This window comes from Catenulispora sp. GP43 (assembly GCF_041260665.1).
In the GTDB taxonomy this organism is placed as follows: Bacteria; Actinomycetota; Actinomycetes; order Streptomycetales; family Catenulisporaceae; genus Catenulispora.
This window is the reverse complement of sequence record NZ_JBGCCT010000022.1, coordinates 151913-176893: the sequence shown is the minus strand read 5'-3', so window position 1 is coordinate 176893 and position 24981 is coordinate 151913. Positions and strand designations below refer to the sequence as shown.

Here is a 24981-nt window from a genome sequence, read left to right as displayed (position 1 = left end):
CACATGACTGAGAGTGCGAAGGACAGGATTCTCAACAGAGTCATCGAAGAAGGTCACACGGACAGCTACGGGATCTTGCTGTACACGGCTGCCGCCGTGGGCTTCGACCCGATGGCACTCAGTCCAGACAGCTCCGTTGAACTCACGACCTGGTCTGGGCACCTCGATGGCTTGCGAGCCTCCCTGCTGTGTCTGGCCATGCACGAACGGAAGCTCGGGCCGGAGAAGGCCGCTGAGGTGGTCAACAAGCACATCGAGGACGCCATCGACGACCTGGCGCCCGATGGCGACGCGGCAAGCGCGGGGTGAGCCGTGTTGTCCTGGTCTAGAAACTTCGAAGGGCTACCTGAGCACCTGACAGAAGTACGAGAGTTCACACGCCTCGTGGCCGGCGCCTGCGACGGCGCCGACCTGATCGAGATGATCGCATCGGAACTGGCCGGCAACGCGATCCAACACAGCGCCAGCGGCGGCCCGAACGGCAAGTTCACGCTGCAAGTCGTCGACTGCCATGACCGGTGGCAGGTCCACGTGGTCGACGAAGGCGGCCCGATAGTGCCCCACGTCTGCGAGCTCGCCTCGATCGACACCGCCGAAGAACTCGACAAGCTCGGCGACGAGGCCGAGGCCGGCCGCGGCCTGGCGATGGTCGCGGCGGTGTCCTCAGCCTGGGGCGTGTTCGGCGATCAGAGCTCGCGCATGGTGTGGGCCGAGATCATGACACCGGGTAGGGTGACGCTTTGAGCACGAAAGACACGACGGAGCCCCGCCACCGTCGCGCCAACGGACCGCTTGTGTCACGGACACTGCACGTTGACTATGCAGCGGAGCTCGCCCTCTCGCGACTCTTCGGTGACCTGCGCGATGCACGACAGCACGCCGGGCTTACCCAGAACGAGCTTGCGAACGGAATGCCGTTCCGAGGTAGAGCAATCTCGGAGTGGGAGACCGGGGCCATGGAACCCACCTTGGAGCATATGTTCCAGTGGTCTCGCAGCCTCGGCCGCCGCCTAGTGATCGTCGGCCCTGACGGCGAAGTCCGCACGGGACCGGCACGTCCCTGGCGCGGCGAGCCGTGGGAGGACTTCGAGCTACGCCGGCTGGCCGTTCCGTTGAAGAACCGCCGTCTGGCCCTCGGGCTGACGCAGGACGGACTCGGCTGGCATGTCGGCGTGAGCCGGGACTCGATCGGGCGTTGGGAGCTCGCTCGCGTGTGTCCACGGGCGATCGGGGTGATCGTCTGGGCACAGCAGCTGGGGTGCTCGATCGCCCTGGAACCGATCATTACCTCCTGAGGGCCGGTGAGCATGAGTGGCCGCCTCTGAATGACACAGCGCTATGGGCAATGGGGTGGGACCGGCATCAAGCTTCGGGGTCGCCGGCGCCGTCGCCCGGGTTGCGCAACTCGTCGAAGCGGACGTTCTCGCCCCATCCCAGCGACAACTCCGGAAGCCATTCTCCAACAACCGCAGGAGGTTCCGACGCATGCCTGCCGCAGTCGACAAGCGCGGCACGTTGGGCTGCCAGACCGGGAAGTTCTGGACATCGCCGGCCGAGGTCTCCAGCCATAGCTCGACGCCCGGGCCGGGGTTGACGTCGTCGGCGTATTCGACGACGACCGTCCTGTGGCTCAGCTCCCCCAGCCGGAACGCGATCGCCAGACAGGGCCGGATGACCTCATGATCGATGAGCACCATGAGGTCATCCGGAAGGTCTTTGTAATCCGAGCGATGGTCATACGTCACAGGCGTGTCTGTTCGCGCAGCCGACCAAGGTGAACGTGCCCGTGATGTTGAGGGTGATGTGGCCGCTGTCGACGTCGACTTCGACCTCGAAGGTGACCGTGGTCGCGGAACATGTTGATCAAGATTTCCGGGGACCAGAGCACCGGGGCCGCCGCAGGTACAAGCGATGCCGCGCCGCCACCCATGCTGGCGGCGCGACGGCCTCACCCCTCGGAGAGCGACTCAGCTTTCTCATATACTTTCTTGACCTGGTCAACAGTTAATGACCGGGCTTCCCAGAGCACATCAGCCATCATGAACGCGTTCGACTCGGCGGCAGGAGTCGCCGAAGGGATATCCATCCCTGCCACCGCAGACAAGTCGTCGGGAGAGATGCCGAGCACCGGGGCGAGCGCGACCAACAACTCAGGCGTCACCTCCTTGCGACCCGCGCCGACCATGCCGACGGTCGATGCGGACCAGTAGATGCGTCCGTCCGTGGCTTCACCCAGCATCCATGCCGCATCGCCCCAGTCCAGGTTGCGGTTGTGAAGCATGTGGAGCAGCACTCCGCCGATTCCCGGCTCATAGTGATGTCGGGCGGGCACATGCGGAACCGGTTCGGTACGAAGCTCACGCGGCAGGCTCTCCACATACCGCAACAATTCATCCAGCGCCGTCGGCCGCAGGCGAATTGTTCGGGACACCAGCCGCCTGAGCCAACCCCTGGCTCGCGGGTCCAGGAATTTGAGGTCGTCAGGCAGGTCGATCCCGGCGATGACGAGCATGTCTTCCAGGTGGAGACCGAACGCCGACGCCAGTCGCCGCACCAGCTCGAGCCTCGGGTCGGCTCCGTCAAGAACCGTTTGTAGCTCGCCTTCTTCGATACCGAAGACGTGAGACAAACCACTGACGCTCAGCCCACGGCTCTCCAGCATGCGGGCTACAACACCGCCGAAACCCGGATCACCAGTCATCAGATACCCCACTGCCACTGCACGCTACGGCACCGGCTTCCACGGCACTGGATTCCACGCGTCTTCGAGAGGCGACGGCAAGCCGGCGCTGCGGAAGGCATCACGTGCGATTTCCTCCAGGGAGCAGGTGCCGTAGAAATCCGACGCCTTATAATGTCCGGATTGATTGCCAAAGTCGAATATGTCGCCGTTTTCATTGACGTCGAACGAACCAGCCATTAGCACTGAAGCCTCATCAGCCAGGCTTGTGTGACCTGCACCTAGGCTCCCCACAGCCAGTGCCTCCTCACTCTCCATGGCGCGAAACGATCCGTCGAGCCGGACAACAAAGATGTAGTAGCCGGGCTCAAGCGTTTCCCCGGGAGCGAGTGACTCGAACCCCGCGCTCTTCGGGAGCTGTTCCTGGGGATCGTCATCTGTTCCCGGCCGCTTGGGCACCCACGCCCTGGGCACTTCAGAACAACCGGTCACCGGAATCGATGGCGGTCGTTTACCGCTCCCGTTTCCGCTGGTTTGGTGTTGCGCGCCTGGCGGCAGTGTCGGGAAGTCGGTGACGGTACAGGACAGCGGGTTGCCACCTTCCCCGCAGGTGCCAATCGGTGCGGTACCTTGCCCGCTCGTCGGCGCGCGGTTGTCGGCGGCGGTGACGGTTGGGGTGTCGAACTGCAGGGGGTTGGACAGGTCGATCAGGAGTTGTTCGGTGATCGTCCAGGTGTCCTGAACCGGTGAGACGGTGGTCTGCCAGTAATGCCGCCCGTCGGACCAGTACGTGTAGACGGTGGTGGTGACCTGGCTGTAGTGGTCGACGCGGGTGTACAGGTACTGGCTGTCGTACCACTTGGAGGTGGTGTCCCAGGTCTTGGTGGCCGTGACGGTCTTGGTACTGGTGATGTGCGGCGGCGGGGGTGGTGGGGGTGGCGGCGGAGGCTGGTTGGCCGCGGCCGGCGCCGTGGCCGGCTTGGTGGTGGACGGCGGATGGACGAAGATGCTCGGGTCGGTTCCGGCACCGGGTGCGGCGGTGGTGGCCGGGGAGCCGATGGTGCCGGTGGCGGGGTCGTAGGTGCCCTGGTAGATCAGTTCGTCGGCGCCGACGATGAAGGCGTAGGTGATCCCGGCCACGGCCACGACGACCAGCGCCCCGACGGCCAGTTCGGCACATCCGATGACGCAGGCGGCGCCTTCGACGGCCGCTTCGCCGAGGGCGACGCCGGCCTCCTCCAGTACAGGAACGGCCTGGTCGGCGAGGAAGGACTCGGTGTCGCCGATGCCGGCATCGATGTAGTCCTGCGCCTCCTGGATGATCTTGTCGCCGGCATCCCCGAGGTCGCCGAGGCCTTCGGTGATCTGGTCGAAGATGTCGCAGACCGGGGAGAAGACGCCGCAGTCGTGCCCGCTCGGGTCGAAAGCGCTGGTGGGGTTGGCCGCGGCGTACGCGTAGAGGTTCGTCCCGACCGCGTTGTGCGGGGCCGGGGCCGCGCTGTCTTCGGACAGGAAGATGCCGGCCGTCGGGTCGTACCAGCGTGATTGGGCGTAGGTGCGGCCGGTGGTGGGACTGGTGTAGCCGCCCTGGTATCCGAGGTTCGGCAGGTTTCCGCTGCTGCTGGTGACGTTGCCGAAGGCGTTGTAGCTCCGGCTGGCTGCCAGCGCGCCGGTTTTGGGGTTGGTGCCGGCGATGATGTCGCCGTGGGCGTTGGTTTGCAGGCTCAGGGCACTGCCACTGCCGCCGCTCACCGGTGTCGCGGCCAGGGGCGCGCTGGAGTCGCCGGGCGCGCGGGCGTAGTTCCAGCTGCCGTCACTGGCCGGTTCCAGGCTGGCTTGGGAGTACTGGTTCAGCCCGCTGGCGCCGTTGCCGTTGTTCTGCAACCGGCCGAGGGCGTCGTAGCTGTAGGTGGCGGTGCCGTCGGTGATGAGCTGCCCGAAGGCGTCGAACTTGTCGGCCGTGATGATGGTCGCGCCAGTGGCGGTGACGGTTTTGCTGGTGCTCGCCAAGGTGCCGCGCGGCGACCACGAGTAGGTGGTGGTGGCATCCGAGGCGGTGACGGTCTGCAGCCGGTTGCGCTGGTCGAAGGTGGCGTTGGACGTGCTGGTGGTGGTCCCGGCGGCGTTCAGGTCGGTCACCGTGGTGCGGTTGCCGACCGGGTCCCAGGTGTACTGTTCCTGGCTGCTGGTGGTGCCGCCGACGCTCGTGGTGTCGTCCAGCAGCCGATCGGCGGCGTCGTAGCTGTAGGTGTGGGAGCCCTCGGAGGCGTAGGTGCCAGTGCCGGCCTTGCTGGTCAGGTTGCCGTTGGGGTCCCAGTTGTACTGCAACTGCCCGAGCTGGGCGTTGGTCGGATCGGTGAGCGTCTGGGAGCTGATCCGGCCCAGGGCGTCGTAGCCGTAGGTGGTGGTGGGACCCGCGGTGCCGGAGTTGGAATCCTTCTCGTTCTGCAACTGCCCGGCGGTGTCGTAGGTGTAGGCCCGAGTCGTGCCGGAGACCATGTCCGTCTCGGTCGCGACGTCGGCCATGCCGGAGTAGGTGTAGTCGGTGGCGCCGGTGACGTCGACCCGGTGGGTCAGCCGGCCCTCGGCGTCGTAGGAGGCGGCATAGGCCACGGTAGAAGTGCCCCCGGGCGGCGTCGTCCACCCGGCGGCGGTCACCGCGACCGGCTACGACGCGGACGGTAACGCCACACAAGCTTAAAAGAGCCCGCGGGAAGGTACTCGAAGCTGCAATAGACGGTCACGGAACTGCCCGCTGGCACGTCCACGGTGATCGCCGAGCTCAGACCATTGAGGTTATAGCTGCTGCCATCGGACCTGTATAGGTGATAGCCCATACTGACCGTGTTCGCAGCCCAGGTGAAGTTCCCGGTGTTGGTCACCGTCACCCACATCTCACCGGGCGTGTCGTACCGCGGATTCACATCGAAACCGGACGCCGGCGCGTACGTCGCGCCGTAGACCGCACCCGCCGGCGCCGCCTTCGAATCCCCGATGTTGTCCGGCCCGACCTTGAACCGCGGAGCCTTGATACGACCGTTCGCCGGCCCGTTGCCGACAAGCCAACCCTTCGCACGCGCCGCCGCCAGTTTCGCGTTCTGCGCCGCGATGTCCGCTCGCGGCGGAGTGCCGGCGGCGTTGACCGGCACGTGGTTCTGCGCCTCCTTGATCTTCTGCACCGCGTCGTGCATCGGCCCGCTGGACGGCGCCGGCGGCTGCGTAGGCGGCAGCTGTGGCGTTTTATGTGCCGCCGACACGATGCCCGGCGGCAACGGCGCGGAGTTCACCCAGTGCGCCTTCGACGCTTGCTTCGCACGCGCCGGACCGTCCGGCAGCGCGGTGGCCGCCAGTGCGAGTACCAGGATGAATGAGACCAACGACCAGCCACGCCACCTAGTCATCGATGCCCCTTGTCAACGAACTGGCGCGAGCGAATCAGCACACGTATTCGATGACAGTGACGCGCGACCTTGAACTGCGGCCGAATGCGACGTATAGGGTCAGCGAGCAAGGCGATAACGCCAACTACGCGGAGGATGTACTGCTTGACCGATTCAGGTCGTCACCGCCATCACCAGGCTTAGGTGCGCACGTCGCGATCGGCGTGGGAGCCGTTGGGGGATTGACGCTGTTACGTCGCGGTCTCCCCCACCGGCGCACCGCCTTCTTAGCGCCTTGCCTCATTGATGATGTTGAGAACCTCGTCGACAATTCGCTCGCGAGCGCTGGCGTCTGTCAGCAGAGTTGCAACGCGCACAGCATGCTGCTCAACTTCGGAGCTGGTGGTTTGCGTTGGATCGTCGCTGTGGAAGATGGCTGTAAGCACCTCGAATACGGCGGCTCGCGGATCCTCGCCCAGCGCGACGCGCGCTTCAACCCCGGCGATAGCTTCTTCTGCCAGCGACAGCAGTGCGGCATCTCCGGCATCGGTGATCACCAAAGGTGCACCGGCGTCAAGATGCGCCACGACCGGCGTGGATTTTCGACCAAGCGGCCGCTCAACATACATCTCGTACCAAACCGGGTTCGTCCGCATCGCCGTGAGCACCCGCTCGACGTCCTCGGCGACCCGGGACTGGCTGACATCGTGGCCGCCGGCGACCTTGGCACGTCGGTCAGCCCAGGCGCCGAGCGGCCACAGCCCACCAACCATTCCGGCCGGCACACCCGCCCAGGTCAAAATCTGCAGCGCGAGCTCAATCAACCACGGATCGCCGCCGAGCTCGTCGCGAAGCCAACCGGGCACGCGTGGACGCTGCTGCGCGCCCCGCTCCCCGCGACGCCTCCGGTTGGCGTCGACGGTTACCGGCACCAGGCGCGCCGCCAGCCATCCCCGCACATTCTCGATCGGCCGGTGGGCGTGTCGCAGCAAGTCGGCCCGGACCGCCTCAACGTCGTCCTGGTACCGGTCGTGGCACTCAGGCAGGAGTCGTGTCATCGACGAGGCACAGCCGAGGTGCCCCCGTCTCCGTTCAACGTGCCGGGTGAACCGTTCGTAGACGAGATCCGCGACGCATCGGTAGAGCACCGCATTCCCCGTGACAGGATTCGCTGTCAGATACTCCAACAGCCGGCCTTCCCGAAGCGCTTCGAAGAAGCGCAGTTCGGCCTCGATCTCGGGGTCCTCTCCAAACTCGAGTCCCTCCAGAAAAGTCCGGCCTCTTGTTCCATGGTCGGCGCTGGCAATCATGGCTGACGGCGCGGCCGCCGGCGCCTTAACCCGAGCAAGTGTGGCTGGAACATCTAGAGCCTGAGCAACGGCGGAGTCGAGGTCTTGGCTGGCACGCGTCATCCACTGCCGGAACTGCTTGTTGGTGCCACCGGATGGCTGTGTCACGGCATCTCACCATCCTTCAATGAAGGGTTCTGTTCACATGCGAGCTTCCGCAGTGCCTTAAGGGCGTGGCGGCGGTGAGACCTGACCGTTGACGGATCGACGTCCAGAATTTCGGCGATCGTGGTGACGTCGAGATCCGCCAGATCCAACGCGAGTACCTTCCGCTGGTTCGGCGGCAGCCTCCGCAGCAGATCCAGCAGGAGAATGTGGTCGTCCTTGTACGCCACGCCGTCGAAGAGGTGACGGGGATCACCTGACACCGCCCGACTCGCCGCGTCAAGGCCTCGGTCGCTGCGTCGCCGCTCAGCCACGGCCTGGTTGAGCACGGTTCTGTAGACATACGCGATGGGGTTGGTCACCTGGCTCCAGCGCCTGTACACCTCGGTCATCGCCTCGTTGGTCGCGTCTTCCGCCTCCTGCCGGGTAAAACCGAGTTTGATCAGATACGCGACATAGCGACTGTAGTGCTGTCGGAAGAACCCGTCGAAGCCCATCTCGGTGCTGTCCAATCCGCCGGCACCCCGTTCTTCACGTACGGTCCCAACGGCGCACGACGGCAAGCACCGCGACTGCCACCGCACCGACCACGGCTACCACCGGCGTGGACCGTGTCGCGACGTACAGGCCGCCCAACCCGGCAACCACAGCGTTGAAGACAAGCACCACGATCGCCGAACCCGCCTCGGCCGGGCCGGGCTCCGTGTTCCGTTTCCTCGTCATGCAACGTAGAGCACTGCCGAGTCCCAAGCGTGCAAAGCCATGCTGAAACTTCTCGCGAAGCATCGAAGATCTGCGGCTGGGTGGCTGCCGACGCGGGCCAAACATCACATTGACCGACGCGGTCCTCTGACGGGTTGCAGCGAGGGAGCCAGCGACCGAAGTCGCATCAGCTGATCTTCCTGATCACGCGCGACGTTGACGCCGTGAGTGCCGCGCGGAACGGCACCGTCCGCCCTCGCCTCCTGACCCTGCCTGGCCCGGGCGAGTCGGGCTACCTCGTGTGCTCTTGCCTGAAGTGCGGACGCGTCCATGCTCTGAGGCGCCACGAGGCCGGTGGCAAGCTTGCCGGCCGAGACCTCTGCGGCCGGTACAACATCTGGTCCAGCGCTCAACGCTTGGTTGGTGCTCGCGCGAAGCGCGGAGGCATGATGTTCAGCCGCTCGGGCGAGATCGGTGATCGTGCGCGTGGCGCCGGCTTGACCGGCCTGGTGGAGCCGACGGCTAAGCGCGTCCGCGTGGTCGGAGATGGCGTCGGCAGTTCGCGCGACCACCGCGCGGATTCCCGGATCTCCGACCTGCCGGGCAAGCGTGTTGACCGTGCCCCACAGAGCCGCGATGCGTTGCCATTCGTGGGTGGCGGCGTGAGCCCGGACCTGGCTTCGCGCGTTGATGTACGCCCCACGCAAGCTCGCCAACGAGTCGACGCCAGGCTGCCGCAGTGCGCCGCGCAGCTCGAGGCGGTTCACCGCGCGGCCGGCAATGGTCGCAATACCGCGGGCAGCTCGGGTGGCGAGGGTGTTCAGAGGACCCATTACGCGAATGTCTACGAACAGCTCGGCCCAACGTCGGCCAGAGACGGCTCGGATGGTGTCCCACAGGTTGCGGATCGCGCCGCGGATGGTGCTCACGCCCGTCCACTCCAGGCTATCGGTGGCGAGGCCCGCTGCCTGCGCGTCTGCGTACGCATCGTCCACTGATTGCACGAAGGCGGGAGACTCGTCGCGAACGGCTTGGTCGACAGAGGCGGTGTTGCGCGAGTCGCCAACCACCAGTCCGCCGTCGTCTCGACCGCTCGCGACAGCGGCTTCTGCGATAACCCTGGACGCCTCGTCCAGCGCAGGTTTGAGATCGTCGGCAGAACCATCGTCGGTCCAGTCGAGCAAGACCTGATGGGCGTGGTGGAAGCTGGAGCGAAGATCGCCCCAGACGCCCTCGTCGCGTTCCATAACTGGCTCTGGTTCGCTGACCGACTCTGCCGGAACGTCCGGAGAAATCTCGACAGCGGAGGCAGCCGGTTCTGCCGAAGGAAGCGTCGTGGTCTGATCGACTGGTTCGGGGTTTTGGGATGTCGTAGTGGTCATGTCGCTGTCCTTCAACGGTCGGGGGGTCGAGGAAGGGGATCGCGGTCTGGAACGGAGCGCGGGCGGCTGGTGCCGGCGGACAGGCCGGACGCGATGGTGTTCGCCGCTTCGCCGGTCGGAAGTCCGGCGTGATGCGCTGCGCGGCCCAGCTCACTCTCGACGTCGTCTCGCTGCAGGACACCCCCACCGACGAGACGGCCCATGCGGAACGCCTCCCGGTTGAGCGTGTCGTTGCGCACCCCTTCCGGTGCGGTCGCTACAGCGTCTGCAGAGCGGTTGAGGGCTGTGTTGGCGTAGGCGCTACGACGACGATCAGTGATGGGCGCACGCGGAAGCGCTGGCGCCGGAGCGGGCTCAGCAATGCTCTTTCTGCTGCCAAGCTCCTCGATGATCCAGTCGGGTACCTCCGCAATGGGCGCCTCGTGTTCGATGCCGTAGCTTCCGCCTTCGAAGACGGAGCCCGGTGCGACGATGGAGCCGCCGTGGCCGCGGGTGTCGATCAGCGGTCCGAGGCCGGCGGTGTCGCTGCCGACGGTGTTCCGCAGCGCGACGCCTTCGGGCTGGCGGAAGTAGAGATGCCTGCCACCGCGGGCGCTGGCGACGGTGAAAGTGCTGGGCAGCTCACGGCCGGCCGCCAACGCCGTGAGCGTTTGCTGGCCGTGCTGCGGTCCACCGGGCTTCTTGGCTTTGTCCAAATCAATGACGAGTAGGTTCGACGGCCCGCAAGCGATGGCGATGTTCGCGTTCGGCGTGGCGTTCCACCAGCGGGTGATCAGCTTGGGGTCGGTGGTCGCCAGGCTTTCCCACGCCTTGAACATCGGCCTCTTGGTGCCTGGCTTGAGCGGGAAGACGTGGAATCCCTGATTGGCCAGTGCGATTGCTCGCTCCAACATCTGCGGTGGCTCCTTTGCTCTGGGCTCCTGGACGGCCGGATGCACTGTCGGAGGCGAGGGCCGCAGGTCCGGACCTGAAGGAACGGTGCGCGGCTCGCGCGCCAGCTGGGGTTCAGACTCGGGCCGTGTCGGTGTCGAGGCGGTGGCCTGCTCTGGCTGGGCCGGCGATACCTCACCTGCTGCAGGCGGCGTTTCCACCAACGCGGCTTCGTGCGCGACCGACTCACCGCTGTCAACGTGTGCGGGCACGTCAACGACGCCAGCTGGGACGAGCGCGCGAGCGGCTTCGGCGCCGTTGAGCACCACCTGCTCGTGTTCAGCCTCCGCGCGCGAGGCGACGGTGGATATCGCTGCAAGCATGCGGGTAAGCAGCGCAGCCCGCTCATCGTCCACGTCGGCAACCGTGGACTTCTCCTCTGTACGCGCGGTCCGATTGCGGCGTGCTTCTTCATCCTTGGCGGCCTGTTCGCGGATCGCCGCGTCGAGTGCGGCACGCCGTCCGCGGGCCTCGTCCAGAGCGGCTTGGTCGGCGAACGGCTGGCCCATGGCGGCTTCGTTCTCAGTGATCCGCTGCTGAAGCACTTCGATGTTGGCCCGCGTCTCAGCCGCTACTTCGTGCGCTCCGTCGACTGCGGCTGCGATAGCGTCCCGGATGCGCCAGTGCTGGCCCTTCGCCGTCCAGGCAGCATTGAGCGGGACATCGACCCGATGCCGGTTGTCGCCGGTGATGACGCGCGCAGAGAGCAGTTCCTCCCGCCCCTTCCTCGCGCATGTGAAGTCGATGGTCATCCCGCGCCAGACCACTTCACGGTCGCAGTAGCCGTTGGCGATGGTGGACTCGGCCAGACCCCCGAGAAGCGCGGGGACGTCTTCCGAGGAGACCACGTTTCCATCGGGGTCTCGCCATGGCGAGTCGACGCTGTGGGCAGCGGCAAACTGGGCAACGCTGTCCAACGCCTGACAGGTGGTCGCCGCCGCGGCAGCCTGCATGGTGAAGGTGTGGATGTCGGCACGCAGGCGGCGTTGGTTGCGCTGGTGGCTGGCCGCCAGGCTCGCGAGGCTCTTGACCTTGACGTTCAGTTCGTTCAGCTCTGCGAGCATCGGATTGCCCGTGGCGACCGCCTTGATCTGGCCGTAGTCAAGGGCCACATCGCCGATGTCCTCGATGCTGCGCGCTGCGACCTGGCCGGACAGGATCGGGCGCATGGCCTTCTCTTTGCGCTCCAGGGTCTGCCACATGAAGGCGTCGAAGGAGTCCTTGGTGACGTAGCGGTAGATGTTCACGTGCGGGTTCAGGTTCTTCGGCCGCCATACCCGGCCCTCGCGCTGCTCGACCTGATCAGGCCGCCAGGGCGCGTCGATGTGGTGCAGGGCGATCGCGCGCCGCTGGACGTTGACGCCGACTCCGAGCTTGTCGGTGGACCCGAGCAGCACGTTGACTTCGCCCTTGTTGCACTGGTCGAACAGCACCAGGCGCTGAGCATCAGTGGCAGCCTCATGGATGAAGCGGATACCTCGCAGCGGGACGCCGGCGGCGGTCAGCTGCTGGCGGATGATGCCGTAGGCCTGGTTTCCCTTGTCTTTGTTCGGCGTGCCGAGGTCGCAGAACACCAGCTGAAGCCGGCCCGTGATGCCGGCGCTGTCACCGGCGAGTTCGAGGTTCTTGGTCTCGTGGTAGATGCGGGCGACGTTCGCCACGACGGCGCCGATCTTGCCGGGGCCCTCGGATTCGAGGCCGACGAGCGACTCGTGAAGCGCCACCTTGCGGCCGTCCGAGCAGATCTTGAGCATGTTGTCGAAGCTTGGCGACACTCCGCCGGCCCGAATGTCGTCTGCCCGCTCCCCCAGCTCGCGCACGTAGTCGCGCACGGTGTCGGAGGCGTCGACCACCACGATGTGCCGCTGCGCCTCGGGCCGCACCACGGGGAAGGCTTCGGGTGCCCGCAGTTCGGCGAACTCGGCGACGGTGTGCATCAGCTCGGGGATGTTGATGATCTCCACCGGCCGGCGGTTGAGCCGGAACCCGCCGTCCGGGGTGATCTCGACTCCCGTGCCGAAGCGTACGAACAGCGCTGCCCAGGCATCTGCCGAGGCCAGCCCGAGTTCCTCCAGCCGTTGCGGCTGGAGGTAGTGCTGGAGGATGAACATTTCGAGCAGCGTGTTGGAGACCGGGGTGCCGGTGAACCCGGTGACCACGCCTTGGCCCGGATGCTGGCCCCGCTGCCAGCTCAGCTTCATGTCCAGGTCCTGGGCACGCTTGGAGCCGTTGATCGCGAAGCCGTCGGTGTGCACCGGCACACCGAGGTTCTTGAAGTAGTGCATCTCATCGACGAGCAGATAGTCGGTGCCCAGGTGTTCGAAGAAGACCCCGTCGTCGGTGGCGTGGTTCGGCAGCGCCTTGGCTTGGGCGTCGAGGTTGTCGACCATCTTGGCGATCTGCTTGATCTTGCGCGGCTCAGCGCGATCCGCCTTGGCTGCGATGAGCGCGGTTCTGTAGTCGGCAGCGAGCGTCGACAGGTACTCCGCCTTCACCGTCGGATGGACAGGCAGCGAGGTGAAGGAAGGGTGGGACATGACCACCGCGTCCCAGTCCTCCATCGCGCAGCGCGCCGCGAACAGCTTGCGCCCGCGGGCGGTCGCGAGGTCCTCCTTCCCCGCCATGAGAATCCGAGCGTTGGGAAACAGCCGTTTGCCGTCGCGGGCGATCTGCTCCAGGGTCGAGGGCACCACGATCATCAGCGGTTTCGACGCCAGCCCGAGGGCCTTGAGCTTGATGGCGGCCATGAACATGGTCGCCGTCTTGCCGGTGCCGACCGGGTACGGACACAGGGCGTCGTCGCCCGAGATCATGCGGGCGACCATGTCGCGCTGATGAGAGTAGGGCTCAAACTCTGCGTCCAGGCCCGGGAAGGTCAGGTAGCTGCCGTCGTACTTTCTGGGCACGACCGCGTTGAAGGTCTGGTTGTAGTCGTGCGTGAGGCGATCAGCGCGATCGGGGTCTTCCCGCCACCAGTTCGCGAATCGCCCGGCGATGGCGTCGAGGCGGTCGTTCGCGGCGATCGTCTCGTCCTGGTTGCGAACCCGCCTGTCGTCGATGACGTCGTAAACCACAGGCGCCTTGCCGTTGAGACCGTATTCGAGCAGCTGGTAGGCGTTGAGTCGATGGGTGCCCCAATCGGCTGTGGCTGCCGCAGATTCCTCCGCGCGCCGGCTCGCGGTCACGCTCCAGGTGTTGGTCCGTGGCTCATGCCAGATCTTGACTGGGAACCCAAGTAGTTCTCGAGCGAATTCGCTCACGTCAGTGGCCGGTATCCACGGCGCGCCGAGGTTGGCCTCGATCTGCTCAGGTTCGAGGTCCGCAGGGATGACGGCTTCGAGGGCCGGGACGTTGCGTCCGAAGCGGTCGCGGTCAGCAGCGCCCGCGACGCGCGCTCGCGCCAGCTTGGTCCGCACATTCCCGCTCAGGTACTCGTCGGCCGGTGTCCAGGCGTTTGTATCAGGGTCGATGAACGCCACGTCCGCGAGTTGCCGCGCCGCCTCCTCCTCAGCTACTCCCAGTAGCTCGACTACGCGCTCGACGTCGAAGCGGCCCAGCTCGTCGCGGCACAGTGCGACGGCCTCCGCTGGGCTTTCAGCATGGGTAGCGCGGGACCGCGGCCGGTTGACGCGGCGGGTGAGCAGGGCAGCCTTGGTCGCGCTGCGGGTGTCGTCGTCGAAGTCCTCCAGGGCGAGGACCGTGACGAAGTCCGGGTCCCGGCGGAACCCGCCCATCGCAGGTCGGCGCCGTGAGGTGGTCACCGAGCCGTCCTCGTCGGGCTTGCCTTCTACGACCGTGTATCGGTTGAGGTATCCGTGCGCCTTGACGTAGGCGTCATAGCGACGCGCCGCTTCAGCCCGGAGCGGGGCAAGGTCTTCATCGGGGCGGCTGTGGTCGGTCTCGGCGTCCAGCAGGGCCAGTGCCGCGTCGCGGAGGGCCACCAGCTTCGGCAGTTCCTTGCCGGGTCGCCCGACCACGGTGAGCGCGCCGTCGACGACTTCGTGCACGACGCCGTCGACCAGGTGGAACGATCCCTCCTTCTTCCCGTCGGCGCGTAGCTCGAAGGGCGCGGTCTCGACCGTGATCGGCGAGGCGCCGGCGTCTACATCCCATCGCCGACCTGCCTCCGTGGCTCGGCGCACGATCTCACTTCCGGCCGCTGCGATGGCGAGCTCAACCGGCGGGTCGTCCGGCCGGACATCGACACGCAGAGTTCGGCCCCAGCGCGGCGCCTGGTCCTCGGCCAATTCGCCGAGCACCATGTTCGGGTTCGTCAGAAAGTAGTTGTTGACCTGCTGCCCACCGACAGACGCGCCGGTTGTAATCCATTGGTCTTGGTCGGGAAGAGACGCCTCGCCGGTGCGACGTCTGCGCAGCACCAGTACGTCAACAAGGGGCTCTGTGCCGCCCGAGGTAAGAGCTTCGTTCGGTAGACGAATCGCGCCAAGCAACTCGGCCTCAAGCGCTATCAGATACCGGGCCATCTGGCCGGTGCTGCCAGCCGCGTCCATGGTGTACCGCGAGGTGACCAGCACGGCGATGCCTCCGGGGCGCAACGCCTTCACCGAGCGGTAGATGAAGTAGTTGTGCAGGTTCGCAGATACTTCGCGCGGTGTGGTCGGGTCGTAGACCTTGGTGTCGCCGAAGGGCACGTTACCCAGCACCGCGTCCATGCTGTACGACGCGAGCGGGGTCTCCTCCAGCCTCTTGGCGTGGATGGTGGCGTCCGGGTTCAGCATGCGGGCGATGGCGGCCGTGGTGGGATCACGTTCGACGCCGACCCAGGCCGCGGGAATCTCGTCGGGCGTGTTGGCGATGAATGCCCCAGCGCCGCAACCAGGTTCGAGGACCCTTCCACCGGAGAATCCGAGATCGGCGAGGATCTGCCAGCATGCCGCCGTGATCTGCGGCGGCGTATAGAAGGCGTTGTAGGTCGCCTGGACCCCGTCGTTGTAATGATCGTCTGGCAGCAAGAAGGCGATACGCTCGCCGATCTCCTTCCAGCTTCCGGTTCGTGAGCGTTCCAGAGCCGGGGCGAGCGGTCCCCATCCGGACCAGCCGCGCAGCGTCGTCAGGTCTCCGGGCGCCGGTGGTGTTTGCGGCGCCTGGTGTAGCCGGTCGAGTGTTTCCAGCGCGGCCAGGCTGGCACGGGCGCGGCTGATCGGACCGACGTCCGTGGTCTTCGTGAGAAGGGATTCGGCCATGGTGCGGCCTCCGTGTGGTGCGGGCCGGCGGTGAGCCGGGGCTGTGCGGGCGGCTCAGATCGCGTAGAAGGCCAGGGAGGCTTCGAAGGCGGGATCGTCGGTCTGATGAGAGCGGTACGGGCCGTCGTCCTGGCTCGGAGAGACCCCCGGCATGGTCAGCAGGACGGCGAGCCAGGCGCAGATCTCATTGGCAGGAAGGACCGCCCCGAAGCCGGGCCGCCAGATGGTCGGCAGGCACCTGTCGCCGCTGGTGTGAAGAGCCAACAGGGACCAGCCGTCTTCCTCGGTCCAGCGCAGTTCCACGCGCTCGGCGCTGGCGAAGGTGTGGTGCCAGGGCTCGTCGAAGTCGTCATCGGGCGCGAGCAGCGTCATCGTCGCCGATCGCACGGTGCCGGTGTTGAAGGCCGCGTCGCCTACGCGGATGCCCTCTAGCAGCAGCGCAACCCGCACTGACTCGATGTACGCCCGGTGGTCTGCACGGCAGTCACGGGATTCAGTGATGGTCATGGGAGTTCTCGCTTTCGGTGTTGGTGTCGAGGTCCGCGTCGTCTGCGCGGAACCACATCGCGGTGCCGTCCTCGCCCTCGGGTGGCCCGAAGGCCCACCAGGAGCCGTCGTAGTAGGTGAAGGCGGCGATGGTCTCGTGCTGTGGGTGGGCCAGCCCGGCGTCCGTCAGGGCCCGCATCTGCTCGGTGGTGATGACGTTGAGTTCGGTTGAGATTGGGTGCGGCTGCCGCGGAATACCGACAAGTGGGCTGGCGTACTTCCAGCTGCGGACCTGCTCGGGGCGGAGGTCGGTGTTCGGGCTCGAATGCCCGGCACGGCAGCCACCGGCCCACCAGACGGAGACGTGTCCGAGAAAGGCAACAAGGGCCTGGTGCCAGTAGACGGCTGACTGTCCGGCGCCCTCGGGACCGTAGGCCTCCATCCGCCAAGCACGTAGCGCCCAGAGCTCCTCGATCAGTTCCGGATGCTCGGGCCAGCAGGCCGGCAGCCGGTCTTCAAGGACCAGGCGGTAGCGGCCAACGAGCCACACGGTCCAGTCGCGAAGCTGCTCCCAGGCGAGCGTGTACTCCGGTTCGGTCATCGAGTGCCACTCGGCAAGCGGCACAGGAGCGTCACCGGTCGCCGGCCGACCCCGGCCGTACCCCACGGGCTCCGGCGTCGGCCGCGGCCTACGCGTGAGCCGACTGGCGGTCTGCCGCGGACGTCCGCGGATCCGTCGCCCGGCGCTCGGGCCTATGGTCGGTGGTCTCGCATGGCGTTCCTCGAAGGCGCTCACGGAATCTGCTCCTCCAGGATCGCGTACGCAGCCTTTTCCGCACGGGCGTAAAGCGCCGCGTCAGGGCCTTCGTAGTGGCGCGTCATGCGGATCTTCACGGCGGGAGTGGTGGCGTGGATGACCAGCGCTTCGCGCTCGGCAGAGCTGAGTGTGCGGATGTCCTCGGCGGTCATGGTCTTGTGTTGCTGAACCGAGGTTCCGGTGGTGATCGAACCATCGTCCGAGCGCTGGTAGGTGGTCATGTGCCGGTCGTATTCGCCGACCAGGTTCTCCGATAGGTCTCGCAGCTCGGCGCCGGACAGACCACCGAGGATGAGCTTGACGGTGGCAGCTCCCCAGAGCATCGCGGCCTGTTCCGAGCCCCAACGCGCCTCGGCCTGCGCCCGGGACTGGAGGATGGCGGCGATGAAGATGCCGGAGCCGCCGGCGAACGACATCAGGTCGGGCAACGACGGGAGCGGGACAACGTTCGCGATCTCGTCGAGGAACAGCGCGAGCGGCGGATCGAGCCGCCCTCCCGGCATCGTGTCGGCGATACGCTTCGCGGTTTCTATCAGCTCGTCGACGAACACTGCGATCAGCGGTGCCAGAGCGCTGGCCTGCTTCCGCTCAACCAGCAGATAGACGGTCCCCTTCGACCGTAGGAAGGACTCCAGATCGAAGACGTCGGACTCGTCTTCGGGGCAAAACGTGGCCTGCGCAGTCGGCGAGAGCAGCGGCGCCAACGCGGTCTGGACGGTGGTCCACAAGCCGGACTTCGTCTCCGGTGGCGTCCGGTAGAGACCGTCCAGCAACTGAGCACTGCCGGGCGCAGCCGCCGGGTGATCGCGCAGGAGTTTGACTGGGGTGTCGTCGCGGTCGTTCAGAGACCACGTGAGAACGTCGATCATCGAGCGCCCGGCGAGCGCCGCGGCGTGCAGCCACAGGGTGAGCAGGTTGGTGGCGTTGGCGCCGAAGTACCCGGCGTTCGACGAATCCTGCTTCTCACTACGGCCGACGGTGACCATCACCTCGGCACGCTCGCGGGCTTTGTCGAGGTTCTTGCAGCCGGACGTCGGCGACCACCGGACCAACGACGGCCACGACGTCATCCCCGTCGGTGCCATGACCGCGACCGGGCCTTGCTTCTCGCGAAGGGCCGCGGTGGCCAGCAGCACGTCCATCCGCATCGACGTGACCAGCGCAGAGCCGGGCCAGCGGTGTACCCACGGAATCACGACCTGCGAGGACTTACCCTGACGAGGAGCGGCGATCACGACGACGGAGTCCTCCGTCGACACCGCCAGCCTCACCTTGTCCGGGACGGAGCGGCCAAGCGGCAGGCCGACGTCGGCAAGGCCGAACGATGCCTCCTTCAGGCTCGGGCGCACCACCGGCCCACGCTTCATGACCGCCGACTCAGCCAGGTGGACCGTGAGGTCAGAGCGGGCAGCGAACCCGTCATCGCGCCGCTTGAAGCGCACCCAAAGCCGTAGCCCGACGAAGCTCACCGCAGCGCAGCCAGCGAGCAGAAGACATCCCGCGCAGTAGAACGACACCGGCCCCGGTAGCACGGCGGCCGCGTCGGCCGGCCAGGCCATGCGGGGATCGCCCAGATGTCCCAGCAGGCGCGTGGCGATCGACAGACTCCGTGAAGGCGAAACGCCCGGGAGACCGCCGCGCGCCAACAGTCCCGCCAGTTCGCCCCACGCCCAGGTGCCGATCCCTGCCACGGCGAAGAGGCCGACGGCGAGCGTGAGGACCAGGTCCTTGGCGTCGTGCACCAGGTACCGGGCCGGCGAAGGGCCCGCAGAACGGGTAGCCATCACGCCGACATCCGCTGGTTGGTGTAGAACCACTCACGTTCGAGCGGCGTCAGCTCCAGACGAACCGCGGCTGAGTGGTGCCGACCGACCTTCCACAGGGCGTGGCCGATGTGCGCGGCTCCCCAGGAGGCTATGTGGGCGCATTCGGCACCCGTGAGCCCGATGGCGTCGCGGGTCATCGCAAGCGGAGCGACGTCCTGGGCCAGGCAGACTCGCACGTCGCAGCTGGCGATGAGGTTCGCCGCGATCGCCGCTTCCGGAGTCCCGGCCGCGCCAACCGTCTCGAAGTCAGCCAACCTGTGCGTGGCGAGAACCTGGATCGTGCCGGTGGCTCGGGACAGGCGCAGGTCGCCGTCGAGCTTGCGCACCATCGCGGGGATCCTCATTGCGCGCCACAGTTCATCTCGTACGACAAGGCGCACCGGGCCGGCCGGGTCGTCGATCGCGGACTGGCCCCAGGAGGAGACGCACGCAAGGGTCATCGCGATCGTCTCGTCGCCCCGGCCGTCGAGCCGGGACAGGTCGACGGTTTGGATCGGCGCGGTGAAGTCGAGGGCGACGGTGGTCGGGCCGTCGAACAGACCGGAGAGCGAGCCGCGGACCATCGCGCGTAGAGCGTCGGTGACGTCGCGCACGAGGTCGCGGAGTTCCTCGGCGTCCCCGCCGCGGACCCGGAGGTCTCGGGCCATCTCGTCGGTCGGGTCCCGAAGTACGCCCCACACCTGCGGCAACGTCGGATCGACCAAGGTGGTGGCCCCGCCTGCCTGTCCCGTCGCCTCGTGGATGGCCAGAGAGACGGCGGCCTCCTCAGTCGGCGAGAGCGGACGCCCGAGTTTCGTGGCCAGCAGGGCGTTGAGCAGGGTAAGCCGTCTCCGGTGGATCTCGGCCAGGCGCTCCTCCAGCTCGACGGGGTCGCTGGGCAGGTCCTCACCGAGAGGGCCGGCATCGAGGGGGTTGAGCCGGGCCGGGAGTCCTGGGCCCAGCTGCACGGGCTCGACGCCGAGCCCGTGCGCGAGCTCCTTGTACTCGTTCTTCAGGTCGCCGAGGACGAGAGTCTTGACGCCGTACGACATCAGCCGCAGTGAGAGAGCCTTGATGTGCGCGGACTTGCCAGCCCCGGGGATACCGGTGAACAGCACGTTGGGATTGGTGATCAGCCCGTTGTTGAGCCACGCGATCGGATGGCAGGAGAACGCCGCGCCGCTGAGCAGGTTCGTGCCGATGCAGGGTCCGATCGCGGGTACGCCGCCGCCGTACAGGAACGGATAGAGCCCGGCGAGCTGCGACGTCGCGGCCCGGTAGACCCGAGGCTGCGGAGCACGGACCGCACGGCCGGCATATGGCCTGTTGATCCCCCGCCGCGGAGCGCTGCTCGGGGAGCGCAGCTCAGCACGACCGGTCACGGCAGATGCGACGGGAGGATGAGCAGCGGGGACCGGCGGTCGGAGCGTAGTGATCGCGACGGCCGGAAGGCTGGTAGAGGCTACGAGCTCGCGCCGCCTGTTCAAAGGGCTACGCATCCCGCTCACCACCGCTTCGCCGGAAGGCCGAGACCCACGGGAAGGGTCATGGCGAAGCCTGTGTCTTGGGCGCCGTACATCCGCCGCAGCTCAATCCCGATGAGAGCTGCGCCGGCCTCTGCCTGCGCGCAGGCGTCCGGCAGCTCGTTCGGGTCGTCGACCGTCACTGTGAGGTAGCCGGTGAAGCGACACAGGCCAGACCCGTGTGCGTGCTCTGCCTCTTGCGCCGCAGCGCGGTCGAGCGCGACCTGCTCGAAGGCGGAGACCGCTTGGCCGGTGCGGGCTCGCAGCCTGATGCCGACCTCGCGCTTCGTCCGTTCGACCATCACCGCTTTCTGCGCCGCACGCGGCCCGAGCGGCTCGACGACGAATGAGAACGAGCGTCTGTGGGTCGCATCGGCCAGCACCGATGCCAGCGCGGTCGCGTAAACGGGCGAGATCGGCCAGGCGTGGATCGCGTAGGTCACCGATACGGCGCCGTCGTGCCGGTACGACGACCACGAGTTCTCGGCCGCGGCCGGGCCGGCGGCAGACGGGTCGAGACCGGCCTGGACCACAGGCATCGCGCCCTGGCCGATCTGATCGTCAGCCTCCGCACGACGCTGATCCAGCAAGGCCGCAGCGTGGGGGTCGAAGCCAGTACGGATGGCTTCCGACATCTCCGGGGTGTCCAGCCAATGGGTGACCTTGATACCTGCACCCACGAGCTGAGGGCTCAGTGCCCGTACCTGCTGCCCGAGGATCCGGAAGGCTCCCTTGTCGCCGCCACCCGCCCCACGTATCGCGGCCAGGGCACGGCGGGCGTCCAGGGATATCGCCAGCCACATCTGGCGGCGGCACGTGGCCGACGTAGCGGCCAGCAGTGCCTCATTCGCCATGACCGAAGCAAGCGGAGCAGCGGGGTCGAGGTGAGCGGTGTGCCAGGTGCGCAGCGCTCCCCCGGACTCCGGCACGGTGCGCGAGACGAACTGGAGCCGGGCAATCGGCTGCTCCTCGGTGCACAGCGAGGCAAGCACCTCACCCCAGGCCTGCACCATCGCCTCAGCCCGATCGGCATCGAGCAGACCCAGCCCGGCCGGGTCGACCACCGCTACCGCCGTATACGTGCAGGCGTGCGGGTGATGTAGTACCGCGATCTCTCGGCCCACACCGTCATGGGATGCGAGGATGCGCAGGGGTGCCAGCACTCCGGGCAGGTCCAGCCGGGAAGGCTCAACACCGCGCTCCGGAGCGAAGGCTCCAGACAGGAAGACCGTCTTGTTCCGAAGCTTCAGAAGGCTGTAAGAGACCACGGTGGTTGTCCATTCATCAAGGGTTCGGCCCGCTATGCGCACGTAGGCACATCCGGCCAAAAGCAGGGCCAGTGGCCAGAACAAGACGGCGCCAGCGAGGTGGCCGGAAGCGAGCGGTTGCAGGCCCAGGAAGACTGCGAGACCGGCAAGGGCGGCTCGGCGGCCAGAGAGTCCGAGCAGGAAGTGCACCTTCTCGTACTGCCAGCCGGCATAGGTTCGGGCAGGAACTCGGGTGGTCACGGTGATGACGCCTCCTTACTCTTCGGAGCAGATGAGATGGCACCGCGTGGCATGCGGACAGCGCCGTACATCGGATATCCAGCGGGGTACGCCGAGGGATTCGCGCCTTCCAGCCCGGCGTGCCCGGCTTGCTGCTCCATGCGCGAGCCGACCGCGTTGATGGTCTTGTGCAGCGCCTGGAGCGCGGCGACCGCAACTCCGGCGGGCCCCGCGGACGCCGCCCCGATTCCCGCAGCGCCACCCGCGCTGGCCCCGGCGCCCCGTGCCGCGTTGGCCGACATGGCCTGGCGCTCGGAGAACTGCCCGAACGCCGCCGGATCGGGGCCCGGCCCGCCGGAAGCAGTCCGGTTAGCGACGGCACCGACCAGTGCACCGGCGCCCATCGCTCCGCCCATCGACACCGATGTGAAGGTGAAGAAGCGTCCGATGGCCGGCCAGGCGAACACGGCCATGAACAGCACAGCCATCCCGGAGATCACCCCGGTGATGCCGGTCGCGTTCCCGGCCGTGTCGAAGCCGATGACGAAGACGAGCGCGATGACCGGCTTGACCAAGGCCAGCTGGACACCGGCCTTGACGAGCTTGCGCCACCACTCCGTCGTCGCTGAGCCGATCTGGCCTGCCGCGGCTATCGGTGCGGTCGCCACGAGGACGCAGAACACGGCGTTGCGCAGCACGAGTTCCGACCACAACACCAGCACCAAGCCGATGCCAATCAGGCCGAACAGCAGAAGCAACACGGACGGAATCGCAGGCCCGGCAGGCGTACTCAACGCGAGCAAGACCGTCAGCCGTTGGGAGAACCCGTCCATGCTGCTGCCGCTGGACGACACGATCCACTTCGCCACGTCGTCCGAGGCAGCCATGATCTGTCCCGAGACGGCGAGAGTCAGCAGCGAGGCGAGCGCCGCTTTTGGCAAGCCGGTCAATGCTTGGGCCAGCGGTGCACCCGAACGTGTCCACATCACGGAACCGGCCTGCAGCATCAGCAGGAACATCGCGACGATCATGCCGAGCGTCAGGCTGATCGCGTACACGCCATGGATGGAACCCAGGTCCGGATCGGGCATCGAGGCGAACACTCCGCCGAACCACTTCAGCACCGAGGTGAAGGCGTCGGCGAAGGAATGGCAGATCGAGTCCCAGGCCGAGCTGGCGACGTCACCCACCGCGCCACCGACCGCGGACTCAGCACCGGATACGACTGCGTCGGCCGCCTTGCCCGGCAGCGCGGTCACATCGGTCAGGCACTTGCCTATGTCTCCGTCCAGGCATCCCGTGCCCGATCCGGACGGCTCGAAGACCGCTCCGGCGAGGATCATGACGCACCGCCGCTGGCGGCGACCAGGGCCTGCCACCCCTGATTCACAGCAGCCTGAGTGTCAGGGGTAGCCGCCAGCGCGGAGTAGTCCTGACCGCCGCGGCCGATGGCCCCGATCTTCCAGTCACCGGCGATCCATCGCATCTGTACCGGAAAGACTCCGGTGGTCCGGGCCATGCCGCCGCGCGAGTTGATAAACGTACTGTCGGTCAGCAAGAGGACCAGGACGTCGTCCGGCGCGATGTTTCTCAGCTGGTACATCTGCGCCGTGGTCTGGAATGTCGTCGGCGGATCCAGTGGCCCGTCGGACCGCAGCTGCAACTCCGCCCGCAGCTTGACGATGCTCGCTGCGAGATTCGCCGGCAGCGCCGTGTTGCCCGGATCGCCGGCCACGCGCATCACCGACGCGGCGTAGTCGGGATCGAGCGTGGATGCCGCGGCGTCGACGTACTCTGACGCCGCGCTGACCGCGCCGGCGGTCGTGTGCGGGAAGCCGACTTGGATGCCGTCGGCCGTACGAGCACCCGGGACCACACGAAGCGGGTCCGAGGGGACTGCGACAGGCGGCGCTGCCGCGGATTTCTTGCCGGCGTGCCGACCGTCGTGGCCGCCGAGCAAGGGAACGGTGATCACCCCGATGACCAGCACGACACCGGCAGCGAGAGCTCCCGGAAATAGGCGCTTTGCGCCGATAAGGTTGCGCATTGTGACTCCTGGTGGTGGCGATACGTGCGGGATCGGTGGCGGCCCTAACTCAAGCCGTACGAAGCGGTGATCAGCGTGACCGCTACGCCGACAATGACCGCTCCGATGACGGAGCTGAACAGGGTGACCTTCCCGCGCTCGGCCATCTCCGCCCGGCGCGAGGTGTTGCCGAGGGCGATCATGCAGCCGCCGGTGACAGCCGCCCCTCCACAGCAGGTCAGGGCTCCCCACTTGAGCCAGGAGAACAGGGTGGCGATCGCACCGGATCCGACCGGCGCGGCCGGCGGCGGGTCAGGGATGACGCCGGCGGCGTGAGTGAGCACCTGACCTGCGGCCTGCTGGATGAACATCGCGATCATGTCTTTCACCTGCTCCTTAGCTGGTTGGCGAGGGTCCAGCTGTTCATCTCTGCGAACAGCATGAAACCACCATAAGCTGTGCCATATCGGACACGTCAACCGGAGCGAACGAGGTACCCTGAAATGACCCAGCGGTGTTCACCACAGCAGACAGCGATCGAGCAGCAGCCACGCCGAGAAGGGACCGTCGATGAGCAAGCAGGGCAAGGGAGCGGGCGAGGAGCCGGCGACACCTGCTGCGCCCGACGAACCCACTTCACCGCGGGCCGGCACAGCCGACCCGGGCGTCATCGCCGAGCGTCTGCAGTACCTGTTCGAGAACAAGCGCAAGCCCGACGGCAAGAAGTACTCCTACCGGGAAGCCATCCGAGCGATCGAGGACTCCGGCGGAGCCTCGATCTCGGTCGGCTACCTGTCGCAGCTGGTCAACGGGGTCAGAACGAACCCGATGATGGATGCGATCCAGGGCCTTGCGAAGTTCTTCGGTGTCCCGCTGTCGTACTTCGACGAACACGAGGACACCGAGGAGACGAACGAGCAGCTCAAGCTGGTCGCCGCGCTCCAGCACGCCGGAGTCCAGGACGTGGCCATGCGCACGGTCGGCCTGCCGCCGGAGAGCGTAAAGCTGGTCTTGAGCATGATCGACCGAGTCCGCGAGGTCGAGGGGCTACCTCCGGCCGAGTCGCATACCGACGCGGACGAGTAGCTATCGAACATAGGTTCGT

At 66.8% G+C, this 24981-nt stretch carries 21 protein-coding genes; 5 read left to right on the top strand and 16 right to left on the bottom strand.

The features are described from left to right. The first annotated feature begins 3 nt into the window (after positions 1–3). The 4 genes from ABH926_RS36035 (at position 4) to ABH926_RS36020 (ending at position 1683) form a co-directional block, all read left to right on the top strand. Entirely contained in the window at positions 4–309 is a 306-nt protein-coding gene (locus ABH926_RS36035) for a hypothetical protein (RefSeq protein WP_370370431.1), read from the top strand. A gap of 3 nt (positions 310–312) precedes the next feature. Continuing rightward, on the top strand, positions 313–744 hold the full coding sequence (locus ABH926_RS36030) for an ATP-binding protein (protein WP_370370430.1): 432 nt from the start codon (positions 313–315) through the stop codon (positions 742–744). 50 nt (positions 745–794) lie between these two features. Then, a complete protein-coding gene (locus ABH926_RS36025; protein ID WP_370370448.1) occupies positions 795–1295 on the top strand; it encodes a helix-turn-helix transcriptional regulator in 501 nt (166 codons plus the stop codon). A 190-nt stretch (positions 1296–1485) separates the two neighbouring features. Further along, complete coding sequence (locus ABH926_RS36020; RefSeq protein ID WP_370370429.1) at positions 1486–1683, top strand: hypothetical protein; 198 nt, start codon at positions 1486–1488, stop codon at positions 1681–1683. Between the two features lie 265 nt (positions 1684–1948). Here the strand turns inward: ABH926_RS36020 and ABH926_RS36015 are convergent, their stop codons facing one another. From ABH926_RS36015 to ABH926_RS35940, 16 genes are all read right to left on the bottom strand, one after another. Next, complete coding sequence (locus ABH926_RS36015) at positions 1949–2701, bottom strand: XRE family transcriptional regulator (RefSeq protein ID WP_370370428.1); 753 nt, start codon at positions 2699–2701, stop codon at positions 1949–1951. Positions 2702–2725: 24 nt separating this feature from the next. Beyond that, positions 2726–5338, bottom strand: coding sequence for an RHS repeat-associated core domain-containing protein (locus ABH926_RS36010; RefSeq protein ID WP_370370427.1), 2613 nt, complete (start codon positions 5336–5338; stop codon positions 2726–2728). Then, positions 5335–6081 carry a hypothetical protein gene (locus ABH926_RS36005; protein ID WP_370370426.1) on the bottom strand — a complete coding sequence of 249 codons (747 nt, stop codon included), beginning with the start codon at positions 6079–6081 and terminating at the stop codon, positions 5335–5337. The genes ABH926_RS36010 and ABH926_RS36005 overlap by 4 nt, the downstream gene beginning before the upstream one ends. Before the next feature lie 266 nt (positions 6082–6347). Continuing rightward, positions 6348–7517 carry a hypothetical protein gene (locus ABH926_RS36000; protein WP_370370425.1) on the bottom strand — a complete coding sequence of 390 codons (1170 nt, stop codon included), beginning with the start codon at positions 7515–7517 and terminating at the stop codon, positions 6348–6350. After that, a complete protein-coding gene (locus ABH926_RS35995; RefSeq protein WP_370370424.1) occupies positions 7514–8026 on the bottom strand; it encodes an RNA polymerase sigma factor in 513 nt (170 codons plus the stop codon). The genes ABH926_RS36000 and ABH926_RS35995 overlap by 4 nt, the downstream gene beginning before the upstream one ends. Before the next feature lie 19 nt (positions 8027–8045). Further along, entirely contained in the window at positions 8046–8237 is a 192-nt protein-coding gene (locus ABH926_RS35990; RefSeq protein WP_370370423.1) for a hypothetical protein, read from the bottom strand. 104 nt (positions 8238–8341) lie between these two features. Beyond that, positions 8342–9598: a hypothetical protein gene (locus ABH926_RS35985; RefSeq protein ID WP_370370422.1), complete on the bottom strand. Its 1257-nt coding sequence runs from the start codon at positions 9596–9598 to the stop codon at positions 8342–8344. Positions 9599–9609: 11 nt separating this feature from the next. Then, positions 9610–15732 carry a bifunctional DNA primase/polymerase gene (locus ABH926_RS35980; RefSeq protein ID WP_370370421.1) on the bottom strand — a complete coding sequence of 2041 codons (6123 nt, stop codon included), beginning with the start codon at positions 15730–15732 and terminating at the stop codon, positions 9610–9612. Positions 15733–15786: 54 nt separating this feature from the next. Further along, a complete protein-coding gene (locus ABH926_RS35975) occupies positions 15787–16239 on the bottom strand; it encodes a hypothetical protein (protein ID WP_370370420.1) in 453 nt (150 codons plus the stop codon). Then, positions 16226–16819, bottom strand: coding sequence for a hypothetical protein (locus tag ABH926_RS35970; RefSeq protein ID WP_370370419.1), 594 nt, complete (start codon positions 16817–16819; stop codon positions 16226–16228). The genes ABH926_RS35975 and ABH926_RS35970 overlap by 14 nt, the downstream gene beginning before the upstream one ends. 191 nt (positions 16820–17010) lie before the next feature. Further along, the gene (locus tag ABH926_RS35965; RefSeq protein ID WP_370370418.1) at positions 17011–18777 is read right to left on the bottom strand and encodes a type IV secretory system conjugative DNA transfer family protein; all 1767 of its coding nucleotides are present in this window, start codon (positions 18775–18777) and stop codon (positions 17011–17013) included. A gap of 41 nt (positions 18778–18818) precedes the next feature. After that, positions 18819–20222 carry a type VI secretion protein gene (locus ABH926_RS35960; protein ID WP_370370417.1) on the bottom strand — a complete coding sequence of 468 codons (1404 nt, stop codon included), beginning with the start codon at positions 20220–20222 and terminating at the stop codon, positions 18819–18821. Positions 20223–20344: 122 nt separating this feature from the next. Continuing rightward, positions 20345–21871 (bottom strand): SCO6880 family protein, encoded by a 1527-nt coding sequence (locus ABH926_RS35955; RefSeq protein WP_370370416.1) that lies wholly within the window; start codon positions 21869–21871, stop codon positions 20345–20347. Further along, positions 21868–23193 (bottom strand): hypothetical protein, encoded by a 1326-nt coding sequence (locus tag ABH926_RS35950; protein ID WP_370370415.1) that lies wholly within the window; start codon positions 23191–23193, stop codon positions 21868–21870. The genes ABH926_RS35955 and ABH926_RS35950 overlap by 4 nt, the downstream gene beginning before the upstream one ends. Continuing rightward, positions 23190–23897 (bottom strand): hypothetical protein, encoded by a 708-nt coding sequence (locus ABH926_RS35945; protein WP_370370414.1) that lies wholly within the window; start codon positions 23895–23897, stop codon positions 23190–23192. The genes ABH926_RS35950 and ABH926_RS35945 overlap by 4 nt, the downstream gene beginning before the upstream one ends. Before the next feature lie 44 nt (positions 23898–23941). Continuing rightward, a complete protein-coding gene (locus ABH926_RS35940) occupies positions 23942–24265 on the bottom strand; it encodes a hypothetical protein (protein ID WP_370370413.1) in 324 nt (107 codons plus the stop codon). 181 nt (positions 24266–24446) lie between these two features. Between ABH926_RS35940 and ABH926_RS35935 the strand changes: the two genes are divergently transcribed. Next, positions 24447–24962: a helix-turn-helix domain-containing protein gene (locus tag ABH926_RS35935; RefSeq protein WP_370370412.1), complete on the top strand. Its 516-nt coding sequence runs from the start codon at positions 24447–24449 to the stop codon at positions 24960–24962. Positions 24963–24981: the final 19 nt, after the last annotated feature.